Here is a 15,438-nt window from a genome sequence, read left to right on the forward strand (position 1 = left end):
ACCGGGTGGTCAACCTCGCACCAGGCGGAGCGGCTCACGCGGCGGCGAGCACGTCCATCACCTGGCGGGCGATGAGCCGTCCGGCCCGGTTCGCCCCGATCGTCGACGCCTGCGGCCCGTAGCCCGCCAGGAACAACCGCGGCTCGTCGACCGAGCGCCCGTCCGCCACGACGACCCCGCCGGCCGCGGTCCGCAGGTGCAGCGGCGCGAGGTGCCGCAGGTCGGGCCGGAACCCGGTCGCCCAGAGCACCGCGTCGGCGTGCACGTGCGTGCCGTCGGCCGTCACCACGCCGGTCTCGTCCATCCGGGTGAACATCGGCTGGTCGCGCAGGACGCCGCGGTCGATGCCCGCGCGGATCCGCCGCGAGACCGGCACGCCCGTGCCGCTCACGATGCTCGGCAGCACCTCGCCGGCACGGGCGGCACGGTCCTGCTCGTCGACCGCTGCGACCGCCGACTCGAGGTCGAGCGACGACGAGTCCGCCCACACCATCGGCCGTCGGGTGAACCAGTGGGTCGACCGGGCGACACCGTCGAGTTCGAGCAGGAAACCGATGGCACTCGTCCCGCCGCCGACCACGACGACGTCCTGCCGGGCGAACTCCGCGGCGCTGCGGTACTCGGTCGTGTCGAGCTGTCGTCCGCGGAACGCGCCTCGGCCCGGGTACCACGGCACGAACGGCGTGCCCCACGTGCCCGATGCGTTCACCACGACGTCGGCGCGGATCCGGGTCTCGGTGCCGTCGGCGGAGCGGGTCGTGACGCACAGTCGGCCGTCCGCGGTGCGCGAGACCGACGGCACCGAGACCGGACGCCGGACCCGCAGGTCGTAGTGCTGCTCGAACCGCCGGTAGTACTCCCCCACGACGTCCCGGGCGGGTCGTGACCGATCGGCGTCGTCGAACTGGAGCCCCATCGCCCGCATCCCCGGCAGGTCGTGCACGCGGTGCGCCGCGCCGAGCCGAAGGGCCTCCCACCGGAACTGCCAGGCGCCACCCGTGCTCGGGGCCCGATCGAGCAGCACCAGGTCGGTGCCGGGCACGAGCCCCAGGCGGCGCAGGTGGTATCCCACCGACAGTCCGGCCTGCCCCGCACCGATGACGACGACACGGGCGGACTGGTCGGCTGCGTTCTCGAGGGGTTCGGTCATCACTTCGATTCTCCTGTGCGCGGAGCCGTCGCGGCGACGTCCAGATCGAGGTACATGGTAGAGTGATCGGCAGATTTCAAACCACGAACCGTCTGGTTCCCCGAGTGATCTTCCGTCATTCGCCAGGACCGGACCAGAGCCGAACGAGGGGGTCACGCATGGGGCGCGGCCGTCAAAAGGCGAAGCACACCAAGGTCGCCCGTGAGCTGAAGTACTTCAGCCCGCAGACGAACTACGGTGCACTCGAGCAGGAGCTCTCCGCCGGACAACACTCCGATGACGATCTCGTCGACCGCTGGGCGGACCAGTACGGTCCCGAAGCGGCAGACGAATCCGACGAGTTCGAGACCGAGGCGGACCAGAACAAGTCCGCCTGACCGGCACAGCCGTCACGCCGCGCGCCTCCGGGCAGCGCGGCGTTTCTGCGTGCCCACGCGGATGACGCGGACCGGCCCCGACTCCCCACGCGGGGAACGCCGAGTGGTCGCGAAGTGCCGCCCGCGGCCGGACCGAGCGGCACTTCGTGGCCACTCGGCGGACACCTGACGGCAGGTCGTGCGGCCTGGAGGCACGACGAACGCCCGCCACGCGGCCTGCGTGACGGGCGTGGCCGGCAGGGTCAGGCGGCGTAGCTCCCGACGAGCCGCACCGCGCCACCGTCGACACCCTTGGCACCCTGCTCGAAGCCGGACAGGTCGCGGGCCGACGTGGCGATCGTGCCGACCGGCCACGCGGGCATCCCGGCGACACCGAGCGACTCGATGACGTCCACCGCGGCGCTGGCGGACACCACGGCGAACATGCCGATGCCCAGGTTCCAGGTGCCCTCGGTGTCCTCGATCGGCGTGCCTGCCATGTCGGCGAGCACGCGGAAGACGGGGAGCGGCTGCCAGGTCGAGCGGTCGACCTCGATCCACGAGCCGACGGGCAGCACGCGTGCCAGGTTCGCCGCGATGCCACCACCGGTCACGTGCGACAGGGAGTGCACGGCGCCCGGGTGCTGCTCGAGCAGCTCCAGCAGCGGCGTCGTGTACAGGCGGGTGGGCTCGAGCAGGGCTTCGCCGACCGAGACGCCGCCGAACTCGGCCAGCTGGTCGGTGTACCCGACCCCGCGCGACGCCAGGATGTGCCGGACGAGCGAGTACCCGTTCGAGTGCAGCCCGGAGGACTCGATGGCGAGCACGACGTCGCCGTCCTGCACCAGGTGGGCGCCGAGCTGCGAACCGGCCTCGACGACACCGGTCGCGGCGCCGGCCACGTCGTAGTCGTCCGGGCCGAGCAGCCCGGGGTGCTCGGCGGTCTCGCCACCGACCAGCGCGGTGCCCGTCGCCGAGCAGCCGCGGGCGATCCCGGCGACGATGTCGGCGATGCGGTTCGGCACGACGCGCCCGCAGGCGATGTAGTCGGTCATGAACAGCGGCTTCGCACCGACCACCACGATGTCGTCGACGACCATGCCGACCAGGTCCTGCCCGATGGTGTCGTGCTTGTCGATCGCCTGGGCGATGGCGACCTTGGTGCCGACGCCGTCGGTCGAGGTCGCGAGCAGCGGGTGTGAGAAGTCCTTCAGGAAGGACACGTCGTAGAGTCCGGCGAAGCCGCCCACGCCGCCCAGCACGTGGCTGTTGTGCGTCGCCGCGACTGCGGACTTCATGAGTTCGACGGCCAGGTCACCGGCAGCGGTGTCCACTCCGGCTTCGGCGTACGGGTTGGGCATGCGGAGTCCTTCGCGGTGACATGGCAGACTTGTTCGGTACCCCCCGATTCTACGGTCTGGAGCACACCCGCGAATGTGCGGCATCGTCGGCCTCGTTGCACAGGGCCCCGCCAACCAATCCATCTACGACGCACTGCTCCTCCTGCAGCACCGCGGGCAGGACTCGACGGGCATCGCCACGGTCGAGGGTCACGTGCACCACATGCACAAGACCCGCGGCCACGTGCGGGAGTCGTTCCGAACCCGTGACATGCGCGCCCTCCTCGGCACCATGGGCCTCGGCCACGTGCGCTACGCCACCAAGGGCGCGGCGAGCAACGAGGAAGAAGCACAGCCGTTCTACGTGAACGCGCCGTACGGCATCGTCCTCGTCCACAACGGCAACCTCACCAACACGCGGGAACTGACGCGTGAACTCTTCGACATCGACCGTCGGCACCTCAACACCACGTCGGACACCGAGCTCCTGGTGAACGTGCTGGCGCACGAGCTGCAGGGACAGGTCCGCGGGACCGACCTCGACCCCGGGCAGGTCTTCGACGCCGTCGAGCGCGTGCACGAGCGGGTCGAGGGCTCGTACGCCACGATCGCCACGATCGCCGGCCACGGGCTCCTGGCCTTCCGCGACCCGTTCGGCATCCGGCCGCTCATCCTCGGCCACAAGTTCGACGAGGCCGGCCAGCCCGAGTGGGTCGTCGCGAGCGAGTCGCTGGTGCTCGAGTCCGGCGGCTACGAGATCGTCCGCGACGTCGCCCCGGGCGAGGCGATCTTCATCGAGATGAACGGGCAGATGCACGCCCGGCAGTGCGCGAAGAACCCGCGGCTCGTGCCGTGCTCGTTCGAGTACGTGTACCTGGCCCGTCCCGACTCGGTCATGAACGGCATCTCGGTCTACGACGCCCGCCTGCGTCTCGGCAACCGGCTGGCGGACACCATCGAGCAGTACGCGCCGACCGGTGACATCGACGTCGTGATGCCGATCCCGGACTCGTCCCGGCCGGCCGCGATGCAGGTCGCGCGGAAGCTCGGCATCGAGTACCGCGAGGGCTTCTACAAGAACCGCTACGTCGGCCGGACCTTCATCATGCCGGGCCAGGCGGAGCGCAAGCGGTCCGTCCGGCAGAAGCTCAACGCGATGTCGTCGGAGTTCAAGGGCAAGAACATCCTGATCGTCGACGACTCGATCGTGCGCGGCACGACGAGCAAGGAGATCGTGGAGATGGCCCGCGCCGCCGGTGCGAACGAGGTCACCTTCACGAGCGCCGCTCCCCCGGTCCGGTTCCCGCACGTGTACGGCATCAACATGCCGACGCGCGACGAGCTCATCGCACACGACCGGAAGATCCCGGAGATCAACCGCGTGCTCGGCAGCGATCACCTTATCTACCAGGAGATCGGCGACATGCGGGACGCCATCATCGAGGGCTCCGACGTGACCGACCTCGAGATGAGCTGCTTCACGGGCGAGTACGTCACGGGCACCGTGAGCCCGGAGTACCTGTCCTGGGTCGAGGCGAACCAGCTCAGCTAGGTCGCGTCCGAGACGCACCCACCTGACAGACGGGAGGCCCGTGGCGGTGTCGCCACGGGCCTCCCGTCTGGAAGCGGTTGCGGCTACGGCCGCTGGTCGCCGTGCTCGTCGATCTCGCCGTCGACCGTCTCGGGCGGCAGCTCGACCTCGACACGCTCCGCCGTCAGTCGGGCCGCGCGCCGGGCGAAGACCCGGTCGAACACGACGGCGACGACCGCGCCGACGAAGGCGCCGATCGTGACGCCCCACAGGCTGAAGTAGCCCACCAGGCTGCCGAAGCTCGACTCCTCCTGCTGGCCACCGAGGTTCATGGTGAGCGAGACGACGATCAGGGTCGCGATGAACCCGAGCACCGCACCGCCGACGATGAACACCCCGAACTTCGGGGCACGACGGATCGTGACCTCGTCGGAGGTGGAGACGGCGTTCGGCGCAGGGGCCGGGACCGGCTGGTCGTCGGGTCGATCGGTGTTGCTCACCCACCCATTGTCCCCCACTGTGGGACGTCTCCCGGCCTGTCCGCGCAGTCCGATCCAGGAGAGGATGATCCGTACGCGTTGGTATCCCAAGGGCTGGAGGTGACACGGATGCGAGAACGGACCGTACGGGGGCGAGGTCGTACCCCGAGCACCCCGGCGCGCGTGACCTGGCCCGTGATGCAACGCCACGAAGAGGACCGTGCCGTGTCCGTCGTCGCGGAGCACCAGTGGAGCGTCGCGCTCGTCGGCGCCCCGGGTCTCGGCAAGAGCACCGTCGCCGCCCGCGTCACCGACCGCGTCGCCGGACGGGACGCCACCGGGCGCACGGTCGTGGTGCCCATCACCGCCGTCGCCTCCGGGCGGTCGATGCCCTTCGGCGCGATCTCGGACCGCTTCGGCGAGCTGCCGGCGACCCTGTCGGAACTGTCCGACGACGCCGGGGCCGAGCAGCGCCTCCGGGCGATCGCCGACCTGGCGGACCGCGACGTCCTGCTGCGCGTCGACGACGCCGACCACCTCGACGCGATCTCCGCCCGGTACGTGGCGTGGCTCGTCCGGCACCAGGGTGCGCGGCTCGTCCTGACCTGCCGTGACTTCACCGCGCTGCCGGAGCCGCTCCGCGCCCTGTGGCAGGACGACCTGCTCGAGCGCATCGACCTCGAGCCGCTCACCCTGCGCGAGACGTCGGCCCTGGTGGCCGAGGCGCTCGGCTCGCAGCTCGAGAACGCCTCGGCCGAGCGGGTGCACCGTGCGACCGCCGGCAACCCGCTCTACCTGCGCGAGGTCGTCCGCGCCGCCCGCACCTCGGGTGCCCTCGAGCACACGGCGTCCGGGTGGTACTGGCGCGGCCGGGTGACGGCGTCGAACAGCCTCGCCGACATGTACCGGACGGAACTCGGCTCGCTGCCGGAGGACCTGCGCGACGTCGTCGACATCGTGGCACTGGCCGACCCCATCCCGCTCGCGCGGCTGCTCGGCCTGGTCAGCGGCGGCGACGTCGACCGCGTGGTCGCGCTCGGGCTGGTCCGGATCGACTCGCTCGACGACGGCGCCGCGGTGGCCCGTCCGCAGCACCCGCTCGTCGGCGACGTGATCCGCGGCCTGGTGCCGGTCGCCCGCCGCACGGCACTCTTCGCCCGCGCGAACGCCTTCCGCACCGACAGCGCCGAGGGCGCCCCGCCCGCCGCACGGTTGCGGTCAGCGCTCTGGGCGCTCGACTGCGGTGTCGTGCCCCCGGTCGAGCAGCTGCTCGACGCGGCGCAGGTCGCGGTGCGGCTGCAGGAGCACGAGAGCGCGATCGCCCTCGCCTCCGCAGCGCTCCGGCGGACGCTGCACCCGAACGAGCAGGTCGCCGCGCGCTGCCTGCGGTCGCTGGCGTACTCGTACAGCGACGGGCGCGAGGCCGGTCGCGCCGACGCCGAGGCTGCCTGGGCCGTCGCCCGCGCGGACCCCGGCACGGTGGACGACGCCCTCGTGGTCGAGGCCTGCGAGATCCTCGCCAACATCCGGCAGTTCCACGACGACGACGTGCTGGCAGCGGTCGCGCTCACCGACGTCGCCAGCCGGCTGGTGTCCGGCAACGCGGTCGAACGGCTCCGCCTGCTGCGGCTCGCACACCTCGGGTGGGGCGGACGGTTCGACGAGGTGCGGGCCGAACTCGAGCGCAGCGGGATCGTGCACGCCCCGACCATCCCGTTCGCGTTCCTGTGCGTCGCCCCCTGCGCGATCATGGCGCTCGCCACGGCCGGCCGGCTCGACGACGCCTCGGCCCTCGGTCGCCGGGCACTGGCCACCGCGATCGAGCACCTCGAGGACGCACCGTGGAGCGTCGGCGAGATCTTTTCAGTGCTGCACCAGGTGCAGGTCTGGCGCGGCGACCTCGCCGACCTGCTCACCGAGGTGCCGGTCCGCCGGTCGAACCCGTACCTGAAGTACGACTTCACCCTCGAGCTCATCGGCGACGGCAACCTCGCCATCGGCCAACGGCGCTGGGACGACGCGATCGCGGCGTTCTCGGCTGCCTGCGAGCGGTACGACGTCGCGGACCACGGCGGCTTCGCGGCCTACCCGTGGGCACGACTCGCGATGGCGTACGCCTACGCCGGTCGAACCGAGGACGCGACACGTGCGCTCGACCGGGCGAGGGCCACCCCGCAGCGGGCGATGCGGATCACGGGCGAGCAGGTCGCGGTGACGATCGCCTGGACCGAGGCGGTGCTCGGCAACCCGGCCGGGCTCCGGCACGCCGACGACATCATCGACCGCGGGACGGCGAGCGGTGGGTGGACGCACGTCATGTACGCGCAGACGCTGCACTACGCGATGGACATGCTGAACGGACGCGAGACTGGTACCTCGCTCGGTCGCATGCGCGAGGCAGCGGCTCGGGTCGACGGTCCGCTCGCCGCGGCGATCGTCGAGTACGCCGACGCCCTGACCGCACGCGACCGGACGCGGGTGATCGCGGCGCAGGGGGCGCTCGCGTCGCACGGCATGGCGGTCACGGCCGGCCGGCCGAAACCACCGCTCACGAACCGCGAGTACCAGGTCGCCGAGCTCGCGGCGCAGGGGTTGAGCAACCGCCTGATCGGCGAGGAGCTCGGGCTCTCGACGCGGACCATCGACGCGCACCTGTCGCGCGTGTTCGGCAAGTGGGACCTGCATGCTCGTTCGGAGCTCGCCGGACTCTTCTGAGTCCACTCGTGACGCAAGAACGTTGCGCATTGCAGCACGACGCGCCGCGGCGGTTGACACGTTGTGTGGAACATCGCGTACCTTGGTCCCTGTCGCCGGGTTCGGACCCGTTCGGGTCGGGTCCGAATCCCGGCGACTTCAAGCGTAGGTTCGCAGTGCATGCGCCCGCATCGGTAGGGACTACCTAATTCGGTTCGACCGGCTAGGTAATCCTCGGTGCGACTCCGGCGTGAGCCGCACCGGCCTCGGTGTGACTCCGCGCGACCCGGACTACGGCGCGACCCGCACCGGCAGGAACGCCGTCAGGTCCGCACGCGAGCCGGAAGCGCTGACGCGTGACTGCGCGACGGCTTCGTCCCAGGTCAGCTCAGCGGTCGCGAGCGCGAGCCAGGTCGTGGCGTCCGTCTCGACAACGTTCGGCGGCGTGCCACGGGTGTGGCGCGGGCCGGGAACGGCCTGGACCGCGGCGAACGGCGGCACCCGCACCTCGACGCTGTTGCCCGGCACGTCGTCGGCGAGGCGCTGCAGGGTCCACCGGACGGCCGTCGCGACGGTCGCCCGTGCCGCGTCGCCCTGCTGCACCGCGGTCAGTGCGGCGCGGCCGGCGGCGTCCTCGATCCTCCTGGGTGGCATCTCCACAGGCTAGCCGTCGCCTCGCGGCGGGAGAGTCCTGATCGGTAGGGTGATCGGGTGCGAATCCTCGTCCTCGGTTCCGGTGCCCGCGAGCACGCGATCATCACGGCCCTCCTCGCTGAACAGGCGGGCCACGTCATCACGGCTGCTCCCGGCAACGCCGGCATCGCCGCCGATGTCGAGACCGTCTCCCTCGACCCCACCAACGGCGCACTCATCGCCGAGTACGCGATCGAGAACGGCGTCGAACTGGTCGTCGTCGGGCCCGAGGCGCCGCTCATCGCCGGTGTGGCCGACCCCGTCCGCACCCGGGGCATCCCGGTCTTCGGGCCGGGCAAGGCCGCCGCGCAGCTCGAGGGCTCGAAGGCCTTCGCGAAGCGCATCATGTCCGAGGCGAACGTGCCCACCGGCCGCCCGGTGTACGCCGGCACGGCGGAAGAGGCCGTCGCCGCGATCGACGAGCTCGGCGCACCGTACGTCGTGAAGGCCGACGGGCTGGCCGCGGGCAAGGGCGTCCTCGTGACCGAGGACCGTCAGGCCGCGATCGACCACGCCACCTACTGGCTGCAGCACGGGCACGTCGTGGTCGAGGAGTTTCTCGACGGCGAAGAGGTCTCGTTGTTCTTCCTGAGCGACGGCCACGACGTCCGCCCGCTCAGCCCCGCGCAGGACTACAAGCGCCTGGCCGACGGCGATCTCGGACCGAACACCGGCGGCATGGGTGCCTACTCGCCGCTGCCGTGGCTGGCCGATCGTTGGGCGTCCGAGCAGGCCTTCGTCGACGAGGTCACCGAGCTGGTCGCGCTGCCCACCGTCCGTCGTCTCGAACACGAGGGAACCCCGTTCGTCGGGCTGCTCTACTGCGGGCTCATCGTCACCGAGCAGGGTGTCCGGGTCATCGAGTTCAACGCCCGCTTCGGCGACCCGGAGACCCAGGTCGTCCTCCCCCGCCTGGCGACGCCGCTGAGTGGACTGCTGCTCGCCGCCGCGACGGGCCAGCTCGGGGGCACCCCGGCACCCTCGTTCCGTCCGGATGCGGCGGTCACGGTCGTACTCGCGAGCGAGGGCTACCCGGAGAACCCGCAGACCGGCCGTCCGATCACCGGCATCGACGCCGCGAACGCCCGCGACGGCGTCTCCGTCGCACACGCCGCCACCGGGGTGCTCGACGACAGCCTCGTCGCCACCGGCGGTCGCGTGCTCAGCGTCGTCGCGACCGGGGCCGACTTCGTCCAGGCGCGGGAGCGCGCCTACGCGGGCCTCGGTGACATCACCCTGCAGGGCGCGCAGTACCGCACCGACATCGCCGCGAAGGTCACCCGATGAGCGCCGCGCCCGTGATCGAGGGCTGGGACCACGTCTCGTCGGGCAAGGTCCGCGAGCTCTACGTGCCGACCGGCACCGCCGACATCCAGAGCGCGTCCGAGCTGCTGCTCGTGGCGTCCGACCGCGTCAGTGCCTACGACTTCGCACTCGAGCCACCGATCCCCGGCAAGGGCGAGCTGCTCACCCGCCTGTCGCGCTTCTGGTTCACGCAGCTGAGCGACGTGCCGAACCACATCATCGGCCCGTCGTCCGGTGGCACCCCCGTGCCGGCCGAGGTCGAGTCGCGGTCGATGCACGTCATGCCGCTCGAGATGTTCCCCGTCGAGTGCGTCGTGCGCGGGTACCTGGTCGGCAGCGGCTGGGCCGAGTACCAGGCGTCCGGCAGCGTCTGCGGTGTCGCACTCCCCGACGGGCTGTCGAACGGCGACCGGCTCCCCGAACCGATCTACACCCCCGCCTACAAGGCACCGCAGGGCGAGCACGACGAGAACATCTCGTACGAGCAGACCGTCGACCTGGTCGGCGCCGAGGTCGCGGCGACCCTGCGCGACCTGTCGCTGCACGTGTACACCGAGGCAGCCGCGATCGCCCTGGAGCGCGACGTCGTGATCGCGGACACCAAGTTCGAGTTCGGGCAGGACGCCGACGGCCGGATCCGGATCGCGGACGAGGTCCTGACCAGCGACTCGAGCCGGTACTGGGACGCCCGGGCCGACGGTCGGACGGACTCGTTCGACAAGCAGATCGTGCGCGACTGGCTGAGCGCCAACTGGGACCGCCAGGGCACGCCCCCGGTGCTGCCCGAGGCGATCGTGTCCCGCACCGCCGCGCGCTACGCCGAGCTCATCGAGCGCCTCGGCGCTTAGTCGGTTCCTGCTGCGGGCCTGCTGCTGCGTGCCCCGAGCGGGCCACGACCGGCCCCGAGCGGACCCCGACCGGTCACGACACCCCGCTCACATCCGGCGACCGGTCACGAGCCGTCGTTCAGACCCCCGGCGCCTGACCGTTCGTGACCGTCCGGCGGCGCGCCGACGGCACGTCGTGACCAGTCGACGAGCGACCAGTCCTGACCTGCCGACGACCTGCCGACGGCTCGTCGTCAGAGGTCGCGCGCGACCACGACGACGGTCAGGTCGTCGCCCGGGTCGTGGTCGACCGCACGTGACCGCACCCGCTGCAGGAACGTCGCGATGTCCGGCGAGCCGCGGTAGAGCTCCCCGAGCTGCGACAGCGACGCGAGCGTGGAGTCCCACAGCTCGAGCGCGCCGTCGCTGACCACGATGACCACGTCACCCGGACGCATGACGAGCGAGCCGGAGGCACGTTCGATGCCCGCGGGGTGCAGCCCGATCGGCAGGTCCGACGACCGCAGGATGCGCTCGGCGCCGTCGTCGCGGAGCTGCAGGACGAGCCCGTGTCCGGCGTCGGTGAAGTCGATCCGGCCGGTCGAGGGGGTGAGGCGGCCGTGGAACATCGTCGCGAACGACTCGGCGCGGCTGAGGTCGGGTGCGACCTGTGCCTCGAGCTCGGCGACGGCGACGTCGGGTGCCAGGTCGCCGCGGGCGAGCAGTGCGCCGCGGATGTTCGCGGCGAGCAGCCCAGCCGACATGCCCTTGCCCATGACGTCCGCCACGGTCAGGTGCACGGCGTCGTCGCCGGAACGGTGCCAGTCGTGGAAGTCGCCCGAGACGACGCCGTGCGGCACCGACAGCCCCGCGATCCGGTAGCCGGGCACGTCGACCGTGCCGGGTTCGAGCCCCGCGAGCACGGACCGCAGGCGGTCCTCGTCGGCGCCGGCTGCCAGTTCCCGCTCGGCCCAGACACCGAGCTCCTGGAGCAGGGCGACCTCGTCGGCGTCGAGGGTCCGCGGTTCCGGGTCGATGAGGCAGAGCGTGCCGACCTTGACGTCGTCGTCGCCGAGCCGCAGCGGGACCCCGGCGTAGAAGCGCACGTTCGGGTCGCCGACGACCATCGGCATGTCGGAGTAGCGGGCGTCGATGCGCGCATCCGGCACGAGCACGGGGCCGCGCTCCCCCAGCGTGCGCCCGCAGAAGGTGTCCTGCAGCGGGATGACCGGTCCGAAGTGGCTGTCGCTCTGCTGGGACTTGATGGTCAGCGAGGTCTCGCCCGCCAGGTTCAGGAAGGAGCCGGAGACACCGAGGGCTTCACGCGCGATGCGGGTGATCCGGTCGAAGCGTTCTTCGGCGCCACCCTCGACCACGTCGAGTGCGGCGAGCAGCGCTGCGCGGCGCACGGCGTCGGGCGCGCCGGTGACTGGGACGGTCGTCGCTGTCTCCGAGTGCATGCACCCACGCTAACGCGCCAACCGGACAGGGCCTGTCCCCACTACGGAGGACGCACCACCCCAGTCCGCGGGGCAGGCTCGCCGAGCGCTCGGCGGTCGACCCTGGTCCGGCGCGGCCCGGTGCCGGACTACCCTGGACGCGTGTCCCGCCGTGTCCTGCCCGCTGTCGCCCTCGCTGCGGCGGCTCTGGTGACGCTCGCGGGGTGCGGCGCCCACGACTCGACCGGCCAGGTCTCGGTCACCGTGTCGGACAACGCCGCCGACCACCCGTACGAGGTCAAGGTCTTCGCGTCGACGGGCAAGCTCTCCGAGCACCAGCGGGTGTTCCCCGGAGGCACCGCGGACTTCGCGGGCGTCCCGCTCGGCAAGGTGACGGTCCGCGCGGGCTCGCTGTGCCCGCAGACGACGACGGTGACGAACGGCGCCGTCGCGACGGTCACCCTGACGACGACGGGCTGCTGAGCGCGGGTCGGTTCAGACCGCGCCGGGGCCCCGCGCGATCGTCTCGTGCGGCTGCTCGCCGAAGCGTGCACGGTAGTGGGCGGCGAAGCGACCGAGGTGCGTGAACTGCCAGCGCCGGGCGACGTCGCTCACCAGCAGCCCGCCCGAGCGCGATCGGCCGAGTTCGAGGTGGACCCGGTCGAGCCGGACCTCGCGCAGGTACTGCATCGGCGTCACCGCGAGCCGCCGGCGGAAGAGGTCCTGCACGCCGCGCTCGCTCAGGCCGCACGAGTCCGCGATGTCGGCCACCGAGAGCGGCTGGTCGGCCTGGTCGTGCACGAAGCGGATCGCACGACGCATCCGGTGCTCGACGTCGGACCGTGACGGCGAGAACGTCGACAGCACGACCGTCGCGATGCGTCGGTTCAGGGCGGCTCGCTCGTCGGCCGGCAGGGTGGGGTCGAGGACGCGACCGGTGACGTCGCGGAGCAGTGCTCGGAGGGGTTCGATCCGAGGGTCGGCGGCGTCCGGTTGCCGGAACTCGGCCGCTGGGCCGTCGCCGCCGCGGTCGCCGTCGCCGTTGCTGTCGCAGTCGCCGTGGCTATGGCCGTCGCCGTCGCGTCCGCCGAGCAACGCCGGCGACAGGTGCAGCAGGGTCATCGCCGTGGCGTCGGTGTCGAAGCCGTACGCGACCGAGGCGGAGAGCATCATCGGGCGTTCGGCGCCGACGTCCCAGCTCGAGCCGTCGTCCGCGGTCAGGCGGGCACGGCCGTCGGCGAGCCAGAAGACCACGTGGTCCGGTCGGGGGCCGATCGTGCCGGAGCGGTGTCCGTGCGTCCCGATGCGCCGGATCGACAGCTCTGCGTCACCCCCGGTCACGTAGTCCATGGGCACAGCGTCCATGGGCACAGCGTCCATCGGAACAGTGCCTCCGCTCACCCCGCTGCGGACGGTCCGACACGGGAATCGGAACGCTACCGCACCGGACGACCGGGGCGGGCAACGACCGCCCCGGACCGCTCAAGGCCGCTCAGGGCAGCTCAGGGCCGCTCAGGACGGGTCCGGCACCTGGTCCCACTCGTCGGCGTACCGCGAGAGCACCGTCCACCGTGACACCGGCCACGTGGTGATGAACGCACGACCGACCACGTCGTCGACCGGCACCGTGCCGTGCACACGGGAGTCCGCCGAGTTGTACCGGTTGTCGCCCATCACCCAGATGCGCCCCTTCGGCACGGTGATGTCGAAGTCGGTGCCGGAGACCCGGTCCGACCCGATCTCGGGCACCACGTAGGGTTCGTCGACCGGGTGGCCGTTCACCGACAGGTGTCCACCGGTGCCGCAGCACGAGACGGTGTCGCCGGGCAGGCCGATCACGCGCTTGATCAGGTCGTCGCCCTGCCCGTTGCCGAGCCAGCCGCCCGGGTCCTGGAACACGACGACGTCACCGCGCTGCAGCGGCACGGCGCCGGGGACGAGTTCGTTGACGAGCACGCGGTCGCCGATCAGCAGCGTGTTCTCCATCGACGCGGACGGGATGTAGAAGGACCGGACCAGGTAGGTCTTCACCAGGAACGACGCCAGCAGCGCCACGACGACGATGACGACGAGGTCGCGGAGGAACTTCCAGCCGGCCCGCTTCGGCTTCGGCTCGGACTCGGTGGCGCTCAATGCGTCAACACCACCTTCACGAGACCGATCACGAACGCCACGGCGGCCAGCACGATGCCACCCCAGAGCCCGAGGAACGTGGGCCGCTTGCCGCTGAACCGCTGCATGAAGACGCCGACCATGCCGATGCGCACGACCAGGATGACCAGGGCGGCCGTCTGCGCCCACCCCGTCGGGATCCACCCGATCCACGCCACCGCGTACAGCACCGCGGGGATGAGCCCGGACGTCGCGATCGGGTTCGCGTTCCGCATGATCGTCACGACCGATTCGCGCCGGGCGTCGTCCGTCTGGGAGTCGTCGCCGCCGAGGCCGTGCGCCACCAGGTGCGCGAGCACGTGCGCCAGGTAGGTCAGGACCGCGGTCGCCAGGACGGCCCAGATCGCCGACCCGTGGTGGATGGCGGCCGGGTCGACGGCGATCGCGGCAGCGAGCACCGTGATGTTGCCGTAGATGTAGGACGACATCCGGTCGCGGACGTGCTCGATCGGCAGGTCGCGGGGGTCCGGACGACCGCCGCGGGGTCCGCGTCCGCGTCCGAGCGGTGGTCGTGTGCGTGGCATCCGTCCATCTTGGCCCTCGCGTGCCGGTCCTCGCCGACAGGACACCGAGTGCGATGGCCACGCGCGTGGCCGGTTCCGGCAGACTGGGTGGCGATCGGTGCGACGGCGCACCGGACAGGAGGCCCGTATGACGTCCGCACGACCACTCGCCCTGGTGACCGGCGTGGGCCGCAGAGCCGGCATCGGCGCGGCGCTCGCCACCCGTCTGGCGACCGACGGCTGGGACCTGGCCATCTCGTGGTGGGGCCCGTACGACGACCGCGTGAGCGGTGGGGCGGATCCCGACGGGGTCGAATCCGTCGTGCAGGAGTGCGAGTCGGTGGGTGCACGCGTGACGCGCCTCCCGGTCGACCTGGAGGACCCGGACCAGGCGGCCGCCCTGGTCGGCCGCGCCGAGACCGAGGCGGGCGCCCCCGTCACCGCGCTGGTGATGTCGCACTGCGAATCGGTCGACTCGGACGTCCGGACCACGACGGTCGAGTCGTGGGACCGGCACTTCGCGGTCAACGCCCGCGCGCCGTTCCTGCTCGTGCAGGCGTACGCGGCCGCACTCGAACGTGCTGGCGACGCCGCACCGCGGGACCGCCGGCGGATCGTCGCACTGACGAGCGACCACATCGCGTACAACCTGCCGTACGGGGCGTCGAAGGGGGCGCTCGACCGCCTTGTGTTCGGTGCCGCGAAGGAGCTCGGCAGCCTCGGCGTCAGCGCGAACGTCGTGAACCCCGGCCCGAACGACACCGGGTGGATGTCCGACGACGTCAAGCGCTGGGCGGTCGAGGGCACGCCGCTCGGCCGACTCGGACGTCCGTCGGACACCGCTGCACTCGTCGGGTTCCTGTGCTCGGAGCAGGGGCGCTGGGTGAACGGGCAGCTGCTGACGTCGGACGGCGGGATCTCGAACCGCGCGTGACCCGGGCGGCGGCAG

At 71.7% G+C, this 15,438-nt stretch carries 15 protein-coding genes; 7 read left to right on the plus strand and 8 right to left on the minus strand.

The window, feature by feature from the left end; genetic code table 11:
• Positions 1 to 34: 34 nt before the first annotated feature.
• Entirely contained in the window at positions 35 to 1,150 is a 1,116-nt protein-coding gene (locus ACIPV1_RS12760) for an NAD(P)-binding domain-containing protein (RefSeq protein WP_402726534.1), read from the minus strand.
• Positions 1,151 to 1,308: 158 nt separating this feature from the next.
• Here ACIPV1_RS12760 and ACIPV1_RS12765 point away from each other — a divergent pair, with 158 nt between their 5' ends.
• A complete protein-coding gene (locus ACIPV1_RS12765; protein ID WP_111085566.1) occupies positions 1,309 to 1,527 on the plus strand; it encodes a DUF3073 domain-containing protein in 219 nt (72 codons plus the stop codon).
• Between the two features lie 242 nt (positions 1,528 to 1,769).
• Here ACIPV1_RS12765 and purM read toward each other — a convergent pair whose 3' ends face one another.
• Positions 1,770 to 2,867 (minus strand): phosphoribosylformylglycinamidine cyclo-ligase, encoded by a 1,098-nt coding sequence (gene purM, locus ACIPV1_RS12770; RefSeq protein ID WP_159573606.1) that lies wholly within the window; start codon positions 2,865 to 2,867, stop codon positions 1,770 to 1,772.
• Between the two features lie 73 nt (positions 2,868 to 2,940).
• Between purM and purF the strand changes: the two genes are divergently transcribed.
• On the plus strand, positions 2,941 to 4,398 hold the full coding sequence (gene purF, locus ACIPV1_RS12775) for an amidophosphoribosyltransferase (RefSeq protein WP_111085568.1): 1,458 nt from the start codon (positions 2,941 to 2,943) through the stop codon (positions 4,396 to 4,398).
• Positions 4,399 to 4,481: 83 nt separating this feature from the next.
• On the opposite strand, the gene ACIPV1_RS12780 is transcribed toward purF, so the two are convergent.
• Positions 4,482 to 4,877 (minus strand): hypothetical protein, encoded by a 396-nt coding sequence (locus ACIPV1_RS12780; protein WP_111085569.1) that lies wholly within the window; start codon positions 4,875 to 4,877, stop codon positions 4,482 to 4,484.
• Between the two features lie 162 nt (positions 4,878 to 5,039).
• Here ACIPV1_RS12780 and ACIPV1_RS12785 point away from each other — a divergent pair, with 162 nt between their 5' ends.
• Positions 5,040 to 7,571 carry a LuxR C-terminal-related transcriptional regulator gene (locus ACIPV1_RS12785; RefSeq protein ID WP_402726535.1) on the plus strand — a complete coding sequence of 844 codons (2,532 nt, stop codon included), beginning with the start codon at positions 5,040 to 5,042 and terminating at the stop codon, positions 7,569 to 7,571.
• Between the two features lie 270 nt (positions 7,572 to 7,841).
• Here ACIPV1_RS12785 and ACIPV1_RS12790 read toward each other — a convergent pair whose 3' ends face one another.
• Positions 7,842 to 8,204: a sterol carrier family protein gene (locus ACIPV1_RS12790; protein ID WP_402726536.1), complete on the minus strand. Its 363-nt coding sequence runs from the start codon at positions 8,202 to 8,204 to the stop codon at positions 7,842 to 7,844.
• Positions 8,205 to 8,261: 57 nt separating this feature from the next.
• On the opposite strand from ACIPV1_RS12790, the gene purD reads away from it, so the two are divergent.
• Both purD and ACIPV1_RS12800 read left to right on the plus strand, forming a co-directional pair.
• A complete protein-coding gene (gene purD / locus ACIPV1_RS12795; protein WP_402726537.1) occupies positions 8,262 to 9,530 on the plus strand; it encodes a phosphoribosylamine--glycine ligase in 1,269 nt (422 codons plus the stop codon).
• Positions 9,527 to 10,396: a phosphoribosylaminoimidazolesuccinocarboxamide synthase gene (locus ACIPV1_RS12800; protein ID WP_402726538.1), complete on the plus strand. Its 870-nt coding sequence runs from the start codon at positions 9,527 to 9,529 to the stop codon at positions 10,394 to 10,396. The genes purD and ACIPV1_RS12800 overlap by 4 nt, the downstream gene beginning before the upstream one ends.
• A 233-nt stretch (positions 10,397 to 10,629) precedes the next feature.
• Here ACIPV1_RS12800 and ACIPV1_RS12805 read toward each other — a convergent pair whose 3' ends face one another.
• The gene (locus ACIPV1_RS12805) at positions 10,630 to 11,835 is read right to left on the minus strand and encodes a PP2C family protein-serine/threonine phosphatase (RefSeq protein ID WP_131921262.1); all 1,206 of its coding nucleotides are present in this window, start codon (positions 11,833 to 11,835) and stop codon (positions 10,630 to 10,632) included.
• A 141-nt stretch (positions 11,836 to 11,976) separates the two neighbouring features.
• On the opposite strand from ACIPV1_RS12805, the gene ACIPV1_RS12810 reads away from it, so the two are divergent.
• Entirely contained in the window at positions 11,977 to 12,297 is a 321-nt protein-coding gene (locus tag ACIPV1_RS12810; protein ID WP_402726539.1) for a hypothetical protein, read from the plus strand.
• 12 nt (positions 12,298 to 12,309) lie between these two features.
• On the opposite strand, the gene ACIPV1_RS12815 is transcribed toward ACIPV1_RS12810, so the two are convergent.
• From ACIPV1_RS12815 to ACIPV1_RS12825, 3 genes are all read right to left on the minus strand, one after another.
• Positions 12,310 to 13,179, minus strand: a complete 870-nt coding sequence (locus ACIPV1_RS12815) for a helix-turn-helix transcriptional regulator (RefSeq protein WP_402726540.1) — start codon at positions 13,177 to 13,179, stop codon at positions 12,310 to 12,312.
• 147 nt (positions 13,180 to 13,326) lie between these two features.
• The gene (gene lepB, locus ACIPV1_RS12820) at positions 13,327 to 13,947 is read right to left on the minus strand and encodes a signal peptidase I (RefSeq protein WP_402726541.1); all 621 of its coding nucleotides are present in this window, start codon (positions 13,945 to 13,947) and stop codon (positions 13,327 to 13,329) included.
• Positions 13,944 to 14,510 (minus strand): hypothetical protein, encoded by a 567-nt coding sequence (locus tag ACIPV1_RS12825; RefSeq protein ID WP_123937518.1) that lies wholly within the window; start codon positions 14,508 to 14,510, stop codon positions 13,944 to 13,946. Before ACIPV1_RS12825 ends, lepB begins: the two co-directional genes overlap by 4 nt.
• A gap of 127 nt (positions 14,511 to 14,637) precedes the next feature.
• On the opposite strand from ACIPV1_RS12825, the gene ACIPV1_RS12830 reads away from it, so the two are divergent.
• Positions 14,638 to 15,423 (plus strand): SDR family oxidoreductase, encoded by a 786-nt coding sequence (locus ACIPV1_RS12830; protein WP_131921266.1) that lies wholly within the window; start codon positions 14,638 to 14,640, stop codon positions 15,421 to 15,423.
• Positions 15,424 to 15,438 lie beyond the last annotated feature (15 nt).

The organism is Curtobacterium sp. NPDC089991 (genome assembly GCF_044748425.1).
Classification (GTDB): Bacteria; Actinomycetota; Actinomycetes; order Actinomycetales; family Microbacteriaceae; genus Curtobacterium.

Coding starts and splice junctions, on each gene's coding strand:
- ACIPV1_RS12760 (WP_402726534.1), bottom strand. CDS start 1,150: ATGACCGAACCCCTCGAGAACGCAGCCGACCAGTCCGCCCGTGTCGTC.
- ACIPV1_RS12765 (WP_111085566.1), top strand. CDS start 1,309: ATGGGGCGCGGCCGTCAAAAGGCGAAGCACACCAAGGTCGCCCGTGAG.
- purM (WP_159573606.1), bottom strand. CDS start 2,867: ATGCCCAACCCGTACGCCGAAGCCGGAGTGGACACCGCTGCCGGTGAC.
- purF (WP_111085568.1), top strand. CDS start 2,941: ATGTGCGGCATCGTCGGCCTCGTTGCACAGGGCCCCGCCAACCAATCC.
- ACIPV1_RS12790 (WP_402726536.1), bottom strand. CDS start 8,204: ATGCCACCCAGGAGGATCGAGGACGCCGCCGGCCGCGCCGCACTGACC.
- ACIPV1_RS12800 (WP_402726538.1), top strand. CDS start 9,527: ATGAGCGCCGCGCCCGTGATCGAGGGCTGGGACCACGTCTCGTCGGGC.
- ACIPV1_RS12805 (WP_131921262.1), bottom strand. CDS start 11,835: ATGCACTCGGAGACAGCGACGACCGTCCCAGTCACCGGCGCGCCCGAC.
- ACIPV1_RS12815 (WP_402726540.1), bottom strand. CDS start 13,179: ATGGACGCTGTGCCCATGGACTACGTGACCGGGGGTGACGCAGAGCTG.
- ACIPV1_RS12825 (WP_123937518.1), bottom strand. CDS start 14,510: ATGCCACGCACACGACCACCGCTCGGACGCGGACGCGGACCCCGCGGC.
- ACIPV1_RS12830 (WP_131921266.1), top strand. CDS start 14,638: ATGACGTCCGCACGACCACTCGCCCTGGTGACCGGCGTGGGCCGCAGA.